The organism is Micromonospora sp. M42, assembly GCF_000568915.1.
GTDB lineage: Bacteria > Actinomycetota > Actinomycetes > Mycobacteriales > Micromonosporaceae > Micromonospora > Micromonospora chalcea.
The window spans coordinates 6,194,432-6,202,977 of sequence record NZ_KK037233.1; the positions used below are offsets into that span (position 1 = coordinate 6,194,432).

Consider the following 8,546-nt stretch of genomic DNA (forward strand, 5'->3'; position numbering starts at 1 on the left):
TTTGTCGTTACTGCCGACTCCCGCAGGTGGTCGGTCGGTTACGCCCGGAATATTCGCCGGACCGGGGGACCGGCCGCTCCGGGCGGAACGGGCGCGCCGCCGCCGAGGGCTGCGAGGTACACTGCCTGCATGGCCGGGTTCTTCCTGCTTCTTACCGAGCCGTGTTGATGCGCTGAACGCGCGACAGCACGGCCGCCCCTCCTGCGCGAGGGGCTTTTTTGTGCCCGCAGCAGACCGCCCACAATTTTTTCGAATCGCCCGATCCGCGCCGAGGAGACGCCATGAGTGAGGCAGCCGCACCGGCGACCGACATTCCCCCGTTCCGGTACACCGCCGCACTGGCCGACGAGATCGAACACCGCTGGCAGGACACCTGGGAGCGGGACGGCACCTTCCACGCGCCGAACCCGACCGGCCCGCTGGCCGACCCGGGTCATCCGCGCGCGGGCGCCGAGAAGCTGTACGTGCTGGACATGTTCCCGTACCCCTCCGGCGCCGGCCTGCACGTCGGCCACCCGCTGGGCTACATCGGCACCGACTGCTACGCCCGCTACCAGCGGATGGCCGGGCGCAACGTGCTGCACGCGATGGGCTTCGACGCGTTCGGCCTGCCCGCCGAGCAGTACGCGGTGCAGACCGGCACCCACCCCCGGACCACCACCGAGGCGAACATCGAGCGGTACCGGGCGCAGCTGCGCCGGCTGGGGCTGGGCCACGACGAGCGGCGGTCGGTGGCGACCATCGACACCGACTTCTACCGCTGGACGCAGTGGATCTTCCTGCAGGTCTTCAACTCCTGGTACGACACGGACGCACGCAAGGCCCGGCCGATCGCCGAGCTGATCGCCGAGTTCGAGGGCGGCACCCGCGCCACCCCGGACGGGCGGCCGTGGGCCGAGCTGTCCGTGGGGGAGCGGCGGCGCGTCGTGGACGACCACCGCCTGGCGTACGTCTCGGAGGCGCCGGTCAACTGGTGCCCGGGCCTGGGCACCGTGCTGGCCAACGAGGAGGTCACCGCCGACGGCCGCTCCGAGCGCGGCAACTTCCCGGTCTTCAAGCGCAACCTGAAGCAGTGGATGATGCGGATCACCGCGTACGGGGACCGGCTGCTGGAGGACCTGGACACACTGGACTGGCCGGAGCCGATCAAGCTGCAGCAGCGCAACTGGATCGGCCGGTCGACCGGCGCGCACATCGACTTCCCGACCGCCGCCGCGCCGGTGCGGGTGTTCACGACCCGGCCGGACACCGTCTTCGGCGCCACCTACATGGTGCTGGCCCCCGAGCACGAGCTGGTCGACGTGCTGACGCCGGCCGCCTGGCCGGAGGGGACGAAGGACGCCTGGACCGGTGGGCACGCGAGCCCGCGTGAGGCCGTCGAGGCGTACCGGAAGGCCGCCGCGGCCAAGACGGACATGGAGCGGCAGGCGACAGCAGGAGAAGACTGGCGTCTCGTCGGCGCCTACGCGACCAACCCGGTGACCGGCGGGCAGATCCCGATCTTCATCGCCGACTACGTGCTGGCCGGGTACGGCACCGGCGCGATCATGGCGGTGCCCGCGCAGGACGAGCGGGACTGGGACTTCGCCGAGGTCTTCGAGCTGCCGATCGTGCGGACCGTGCAGCCGCCGGAGGGCTTCGCCGGCAAGGCGTACACCGGGGACGGCCCGGCGATCAACAGCGCCGCGCCGGAGCGCGGCATCGACCTGGACGGCCTGGGCGTCACCGAGGCCAAGGCGCGGATCATCGAGTGGCTGGAGGCGAACGGACACGGCGCCGGCGCGGTCACCTGGCGGCTGCGCGACTGGCTGTTCTCCCGGCAGCGTTACTGGGGCGAGCCGTTCCCGATCGTGTACGACGAGACCGGCGCGCCGATCGCGCTGCCCGAGTCGATGCTGCCGGTCGAGCTGCCCGAGGTGGAGGACTTCTCGCCGAAGACGTTCGACGCCGACGACGCCGACAGCAACCCGGAGACCCCGCTGTCGCGGCGGCGCGACTGGGTCGAGGTGGAGCTGGACCTGGGTGACGGGCCCAAGCGCTACACCCGCGAGACCAACGTGATGCCGCAGTGGGCCGGCTCCTGCTGGTACGAGCTGCGCTACCTGGATCCGACCGACTCGCAGCGCTTCGCCGACCCGGAGAACGAGGCGTACTGGATGGGGCCGCAGCGTCCGGGTGACTGCGGCGGCACCGACCTGTACGTCGGCGGCGCCGAGCACGCCGTGCTGCACCTGCTGTACGCGCGCTTCTGGCACAAGGTGCTGTACGACCTGGGCCACGTCTCGTCGTTCGAGCCGTTCCGCCGCCTGTTCAACCAGGGCATGATCCAGGCGTACGCGTTCGTCGACCCGCGCGGCGCGTACGTGCCCGCCGAGGAGGTCGTCGAGGTCGACGGCCGCTGGTTCCACGGCGAGACCGAGGTCCGGCGCGAGTACGGCAAGATGGGCAAGTCGCTGAAGAACGTCGTCACCCCGGACGACATGTGCGCGGCGTACGGCGCCGACACGTTCCGGGTGTACGAGATGTCGATGGGCCCGCTGGAGGTGTCCCGCCCGTGGGAGACCCGGGCGGTCGTCGGCTCGTACCGGTTCCTGCAGCGGGTCTGGCGCACCGTCGTCGACGAGCAGACCGGTCAGCTGCGGGTCACCGACGCGCCGGCCGACGAGGCGACCCGGCGGCTGCTGCACAAGGCGATCGACGGGGTCCGCGCCGACATGGACGGGATCCGGTTCAACACCGCCATCGCCAAGCTGATCGAGCTGACCAACGGCCTGACCCGGCTGGCGGAGACGCCGCGTGAGGTGGCCGAGCCGCTGGTGCTGATGGTCGCCCCGTTCGCCCCGCACATGGCCGAGGAGCTGTGGCGCAAGCTGGGCCACGAGGAATCCCTGGCCTACGCGGACTTCCCGGTCGCCGACCCGGCCCTGCTGGTGGCCGAGTCGGTCACGTACCCGGTGCAGGTCAACGGCAAGGTCCGGGGCCGGATCGAGGTGCCGGCCGACGCGTCCGAGGAGACCGTCCGCGCGGCGGCGCTGGAGGCGGTGGCAGGCGCGCTGGCCGGCAAGGAGCCGCGCAAGGTGATCGTGGTGAAGGGCCGGATGGTCTCGGTCGTCGTCTGACCCGGCGGGTGGGCGTGTCCACACGCGGGACACGCCCACCCGCCGGTCAGGTCGCGCGGCGTCGCCGTTCGGCCCGCCACCAGCGGTGGATGATCAGCACACTGGCGATCAGGCCGAGGCTCGCAGGCGCCGCCGCGTACCAGTTGATCGACCCGGGCGTGGTCACCGCCGCGCCGATCGCCGCGTAACCGATGGCGGTGGGGGCGGAGGCGATCACGCTGCCGGCCAGGAACGGCCCCACCCGGGCGGCGGTGGTGCCGTAGCCGTAGCTGACCAGGCCGAACCCGGCGATCGGCAGCAGCCGGACGGTGATCACGCCGAAGACGCTCTGCCGGGCGAACCAGCCGTCGAGGCGGGCCAGCCGGCCGCGTACCCGCTCGGCGACGAAGTCGCGCCCGAGCACCCGCCCCACCGTGAAGCCGAGGGCCGCCGCCAGCAGCGCCGCGCCGAGCGCGTACGCGGCGCCCTGCACCGGGCCGAAGATCGCGCCCGCGGCCAGCGTGACGAACGTGCGCGGCACCAGAGCCACCAGCAGCAGCGCGCCGCCGAGAACCGCCGCGGGCGGGCCGTAGCCGCCGAGCGAGTCGGCGAGCCGGGGCAGGTCGGCCGGATCCGGCCGCGGCACCAGCAGCAGCGTCACGCCGAACCCGGCGAGCAGCAGCAGGAGCAGCCCGAACCGGCGCGCCGAGGGCTGCCGCAGCAACCCGGCGAGCCGGCGGGCCACCGGTCGCCGCCCCGGCCGGGCGGCGTCGGTCACGGCCTCGGGGCGGCGGCCACCGCGGTGCGGCGTTCGGAGCGGAGCCGGTCGGCCCAGGTGTCGTCGAGCGGCGGAAGCTGGTGGATGCCGGTCGCCCAGCGCAGCAACAGGTCGGCCAGGTCGGGGTTGCGCGCCAGCGCCGGGCCGTGCGAGTAGGTGCCCAGCAGCTTGCCCCGCCACGCGCCCTCGGTGGCGCCGTCGTTGCCGACGCCCGTGGTGACCCGGGCCAGCGGGGACACGCCGGGGCCGAGGTGGGTACGGCCGCCGTGGTTCTCGAACCCGGACAGGTGCGGGATGCCCAGCCGCGGGTCGACCTCGCCGGCCAGCTCGCCGACGGCCCGGGTGGGACCGCGGTCGGAGGAGAGGTCGAGCAGCTCCAGGCCGGCGCACTGGGTGCCCTTGGCGAAGAAGGAGGTGCCGAGCAACTGGTAGCCGGCGCAGACGCCGAACACCACCGAGCCCTGGGCCACCGCCCGGTGCAGGCCGCCGTCGGCGATCAGGCGCTGGGCGCCGAGCGCCTGCGGGCCGTCCTCGCCGCCGCCGAGCAGGTAGATGTCGGCGGTGGCGGGCAGCCGCTGGTCGGAGCGGACCTCCAGCACCTCGACCGGCATGCCGCGCAGCTGGGCCCGGCGGGCCAGGATCAGCGCGTTGCCCCGGTCGCCGTAGGTGGACAGCAGGTCGGGATAGATCCAGACGATGCGCAGGCTCTCAGTTGACACGGTCCAGCTCCGCTCGGATGTCCTGGAAGGCGGTGTAGTTGGCGATGACCTCCAGCCGGCCCGGCGGCACCGCGCGGACCGCCTCGTCGAAGCTGCGGACGTGCTGGAACGGCACGCCGTTGACCTCGAGCCGCACCGCCAGGTCGTACGCCCGGTCGCCGGTGATCAGCACCTGCCGGCCGGTCAGCGGGGAGAAGTCCACGTCGAACAGCCAGGACGTGTCCAGCCCGTCGGGGTCGCGGGCGTTGATGGACAGCAGTGTCGGCGCGACGTCGGCCATGTCGAACGCCTCCAGCCAGCTCGCCGGGTTCTTCGCCAGCAGCAGCCGGATGTTGCGCCCGTCGCGGTTCACCTGGGCGTAGCGCCCGGCCACCGAGGTGACGGTGCCGAGCCGGGAGACCGCGTCCACCGGGCGTACGCCGAACTCGGCGGCGACGGCCAGGGCGGTGGCCGCGTTGCCGAGGTTGACCTTGCCGGGGAGCTGAAGCTGGATCTTGTGCCAGGCGCCGGTGGGGTCGAGCACGCCGTCGTCCTCGACCGTCCAGTTCGGCTCGGGGCGGCGCAGCGGGCAGCCGGTGCACCACCACTGCTCCGCCGGGAGCGCGTGGATTGTGGAAGCCGCCACCTCGGGGCAAGAACCCAGGAGTCGTCGTGCCAGCGCTGCCCGGCGCTGAACCAGGTGACGTGCGGCGGCACGTGGCCCTGGGCCCGGGTCGGCCGGCGGGGTGGCGGCCCACACCACCATCGGGTCGTCGGCGTTGGCGACCACCCGTACCCGCGGGTGCCGGCTTCAGGGCGGCGCGCCAGAGCTGCGCCATCATGGCGACCTCCTTGGCGCGGTCGAGCTGGTCGCGGGAGAGGTTGAGCAGCGCCACCACGTGCGGCTCGGTCGCCTCCAGCACCTGGGCGAGGTAGTGCTCGTCCACCTCCAGCACCGCGTACGGCGTGCTGCCGGCCTTTGCGAGCGCCGAGGTGTGGCCGGTGGGCATGTTCGCGCCGAAGGAGTTGGTGGCGACCCGGCCCAGCACGCCGACCGCGGCGGTGGTGAGCCGGGTGGTGGTGGTCTTGCGTTGGTGCCGGACACCAGGGGCGATGGCGCGCCCGGCCGAGAGGTGGGCGAGCAGGTCCTGTTGATCTTGAGGACGATTCCAGCCGCCGATCACCGAGCCGTCGCCACGGCCCGCGGCCCGCGACAGCGCCGCGGCGGTGCGCGACACGGAGCTGGCCACCTTTGCCCGCAAGGGCATCTTCGCGTCCGTCACGCGAGCGAGGTTACCGGACCGCCACCTCCACCAGATCGCCGCCGACGGCGAACCGTTCGGCCGGGGACGTTCCGGCGGACGGGTGGAGCGCGCGGGGCCGGACGGCGTCGGTCGATGTCGGGTAGCGGACGGTGCCGGGCGCGCCCCACCCCCTCCACTCCGCCCCACCCGCGTTGACGTGCGGTTTTGCGCGCGGAAACGCCACGACGCGCGGGCGATTCTGGTTGCAGGTGGAGGGAAGTGGAGTAGAGTGGGGCGCGATGGTGAGGCCGGGAGGGCCACACCGGCCCGGGGGGTCAGCGGCGCCGCGAACGCCGCTCAGGGCGAGGGGGTTGGGCCGATGTTCCTCGGCACCCACACTCCGCGCCTGGACGACAAAGGCCGGTTGATCCTGCCGGCGAAGTTCCGGGACGAACTGGCGGGGGGTGTCGTGATCACCAAAGGGCAGGAGCGCTGCCTCTACGTCTTCCCGATGCCCGAGTTCCAGCGGATCGCCGACCAGTTGCGCGCGCAGCCGATGACGAGCAAGGCGGCCCGGGCCTACAGCCGGGTCTTCTTCGCCAGCGCGCACGACGAGGTGCCGGACAAGCAGGGGCGGGTCACCATACCCGGCCACCTGCGGTCGTACGCGGCACTGGACCGGGATCTGGTCGTGATCGGAGCGAGCACCCGGGTGGAGATCTGGGACAAGGCGGCCTGGGAGGCCTACCTCGCGGAGAGCGAAGACGACTTCGCCGACATCGAGGAGGGGGTGCTGCCCGGCGGTCTGTAGGGCGTGACGGCGCCCGACGTACTGCGAGATCTCCAGCCGCTTTCGAGTTCCTGGCACCCCTTCCCCGGTGCCAGGCGCACGATCCGACACGGAGGGCCGCGGCCTCCGGCGGGCGGGAGCGGATGGGGATCTGGCGGTATGGCGAGGCGTCGTGGCGACGACGGACACGTGACGGAACGGTTGGCGAACGGGGTGGGGGTCGAGATGGGGGAGCTACGCGGCACGCACGTGCCGGTGCTGCTCGAGCGGTGTCTCGAGCTGCTGGCCCCCGCACTGGGCCGGCCCGGCCGCACCGTCCACGTCGACGCCACGCTCGGCCTGGCCGGGCACGCCGAGGCGGTGCTCACGGCGCATCCGGACACGGTGCTGATCGGCCTGGACCGGGACACCGAGGCGCTCGCCCACGCGCGGGTCCGCCTGGCCCGGTTCGCCGACCGGATCCACCTGGAGCACGCCGTCTACGACGAGCTGCCCGAGGTGCTCGACCGGCTCGGTTACCCGGCGATCGACGGGGTGCTGTTCGACCTGGGCGTCTCGTCGCTGCAACTGGACGCGCCCGACCGCGGGTTCGCGTACGCGCAGGACGCGCCGCTGGACATGCGGATGGACCAGACCCGGGGGGTGACCGCCGAGGAGGTGGTCAACACCTACTCCCACCCGGACCTGGCCCGCCTGCTGCGGGTGTACGGCGAGGAGAAGTTCGCCGGGAAGATCGCCTCGGCGATCATCCGGGAACGGGAGCGGGCCCGGATCACGTCGTCGGCCCGGCTGGCCGAGCTGGTCCGGGAGAGCATTCCGGCGCCAGCCCGACGAACTGGCGGACACCCGGCAAAGAGAACGTTTCAGGCTTTACGGATCGAGGTAAACAGAGAACTGGCAGCGCTGGAGACAGCGCTGCCGGCCGCTCTGGACAAGCTCACAGTGGGCGGCCGCATGGTGGTCCTGTCCTACCACTCGCTGGAGGACCGGCTCACCAAGCACGCGCTCGCCGACCGGGTCCGCAGCAAGGGCCCGGTCGACCTCCCGGTCGAACTGCCCGGGTCGGGCCCGACGTTCCGGCTGTTGAGCCGGGGCGCCGAGCTGCCCGGGGAGGCGGAGGTGGCCGCGAACCCGCGCGCCGCCTCGGTGCGGCTGCGGGCAGCGGAACGGCTCGACCCGGAGGCGGCCCGGCAGGGGCGTACCGACCGCGAACGGTACCGCCGCCGGGTGAAGGCGATGCACCAACCGGGGACGGGGTCACCGGGGTCCGGGACGGACCCCGCGTCGGCTCCGGGGGACGGGATCGGGACGGACGAAGAGGGGGAGGGGACATGAACGTCGAGAAGCGCGACGGCCGGGGAGCCGTCGGGCAGCGCGCACCGCGGTCGGGGGGCCGGACCGCGGCGCAGCGCACCACGCGGGCCACGACGGCGACCGACCGCCGGGAGGACACTCGCGCCCGGGGGGCGCGCGAGTTCCCGACGCAGGGCAGCGCCGCTCTGCGGCCGGCCGAGCGGACCCGGGTCACCGGCACGCCGGCGCCGCGCCTGCGGGTCGCCCCGCCGGCGCCGATCCGGGTGCCCCGGGCGCCTTTCGTCGCACTGATCCTGGTTCTCGTGGTCGGTGGGGTACTGGGCATCCTGGCCGTCAACACCAAGATCAATGAGAACGCCTTCAAGCTGGAGAGGCTCCAGCAGCAGCAGGCCAAGCTCGACGTGGACGAGCAGGAGCTCAAGAAGGAGATCGCCAACCAGAAGGCACCCGGCAACCTGACCGCCAACGCCCGCAAGCTGGGCCTGGTCGAGTCCGAGGACCCGGCCTACATCCGGCTGCCGGACGGGCAGACCATCGGGGTGCCGCACCCCGCCCAGGGCGCCCCGTCGGTCACCAGCCAGCAGGGCAACGGAGGCTGAGCGGTGCCGCCGAGATCGGAGGATC

At 73.0% G+C, this 8,546-nt stretch carries 6 protein-coding genes and 1 pseudogene; 4 read left to right on the top strand and 3 right to left on the bottom strand.

Annotated elements, in window-relative coordinates:
* The first annotated feature begins 281 nt into the window (after positions 1–281).
* Complete coding sequence (gene leuS / locus MCBG_RS28700) at positions 282–3,119, top strand: leucine--tRNA ligase (protein WP_043329460.1); 2,838 nt, start codon at positions 282–284, stop codon at positions 3,117–3,119.
* 46 nt (positions 3,120–3,165) lie between these two features.
* On the opposite strand, the gene MCBG_RS28705 is transcribed toward leuS, so the two are convergent.
* The 3 genes and pseudogenes from MCBG_RS28705 to MCBG_RS28715 all read right to left on the bottom strand — a co-directional run bounded on the left by MCBG_RS28705 (position 3,166) and on the right by MCBG_RS28715 (position 5,842).
* Positions 3,166–3,843, bottom strand: coding sequence for a TVP38/TMEM64 family protein (locus tag MCBG_RS28705; RefSeq protein ID WP_369799370.1), 678 nt, complete (start codon positions 3,841–3,843; stop codon positions 3,166–3,168).
* Between the two features lie 29 nt (positions 3,844–3,872).
* Complete coding sequence (locus MCBG_RS28710) at positions 3,873–4,595, bottom strand: type 1 glutamine amidotransferase (protein WP_043329464.1); 723 nt, start codon at positions 4,593–4,595, stop codon at positions 3,873–3,875.
* A pseudogene (locus MCBG_RS28715) lies at positions 4,585–5,842 on the bottom strand (MurT ligase domain-containing protein). Before MCBG_RS28715 ends, MCBG_RS28710 begins: the two are co-directional and overlap by 11 nt.
* A 355-nt stretch (positions 5,843–6,197) precedes the next feature.
* Between MCBG_RS28715 and mraZ the strand changes: the two are divergent.
* From mraZ to MCBG_RS28730, 3 genes are all read left to right on the top strand, one after another.
* Complete coding sequence (gene mraZ / locus MCBG_RS28720; protein ID WP_013287610.1) at positions 6,198–6,629, top strand: division/cell wall cluster transcriptional repressor MraZ; 432 nt, start codon at positions 6,198–6,200, stop codon at positions 6,627–6,629.
* Positions 6,630–6,833: 204 nt separating this feature from the next.
* On the top strand, positions 6,834–7,943 hold the full coding sequence (gene rsmH / locus MCBG_RS28725) for a 16S rRNA (cytosine(1402)-N(4))-methyltransferase RsmH (RefSeq protein WP_043331095.1): 1,110 nt from the start codon (positions 6,834–6,836) through the stop codon (positions 7,941–7,943).
* The gene (locus tag MCBG_RS28730; RefSeq protein WP_043329466.1) at positions 7,940–8,521 is read left to right on the top strand and encodes a cell division protein FtsL; all 582 of its coding nucleotides are present in this window, start codon (positions 7,940–7,942) and stop codon (positions 8,519–8,521) included. Before rsmH ends, MCBG_RS28730 begins: the two co-directional genes overlap by 4 nt.
* The last annotated feature ends 25 nt before the right edge of the window (positions 8,522–8,546 follow it).